This window comes from Mesorhizobium sp. GbtcB19, assembly GCF_019091085.1.
Lineage (GTDB): Bacteria > Pseudomonadota > Alphaproteobacteria > Rhizobiales > Rhizobiaceae > Mesorhizobium.
The window spans coordinates 1-241 of record NZ_JAGXJY010000450.1; the positions used below are offsets into that span (position 1 = coordinate 1).

1 pseudogene is annotated in these 241 nt (G+C 58.9%); it reads right to left on the reverse strand.

From position 1 onward, the window contains the following. Nucleotides 1-61 precede the first annotated feature (61 nt). Nucleotides 62-241: pseudogene (locus KVT37_RS33675) on the reverse strand (hypothetical protein); the annotation flags it as partial.

The window sequence follows — 241 nt, forward strand, 5'->3', positions numbered from 1 at the left end:
GGGGCAGCCCCCCAGAGGGGGGGGGGTTCCATCAAATCCTGAGTGGTAAGGGCAAAAAACATTAGCCGTCTCCTAGGCCTAAGAGGGAGATACGGCCGTGATGTCCCCTAAAATATTGCGCGAACGCGCAGGCAAGAATTTCTAGGTCGGCCCCGCCGACCTTGCTAATATAGCCGCGCCTAATGGCCCCTGCGGCTGGCTGCACCCGATTGGCTGCACCCAGTTTGCTCTTGGCGTTAAG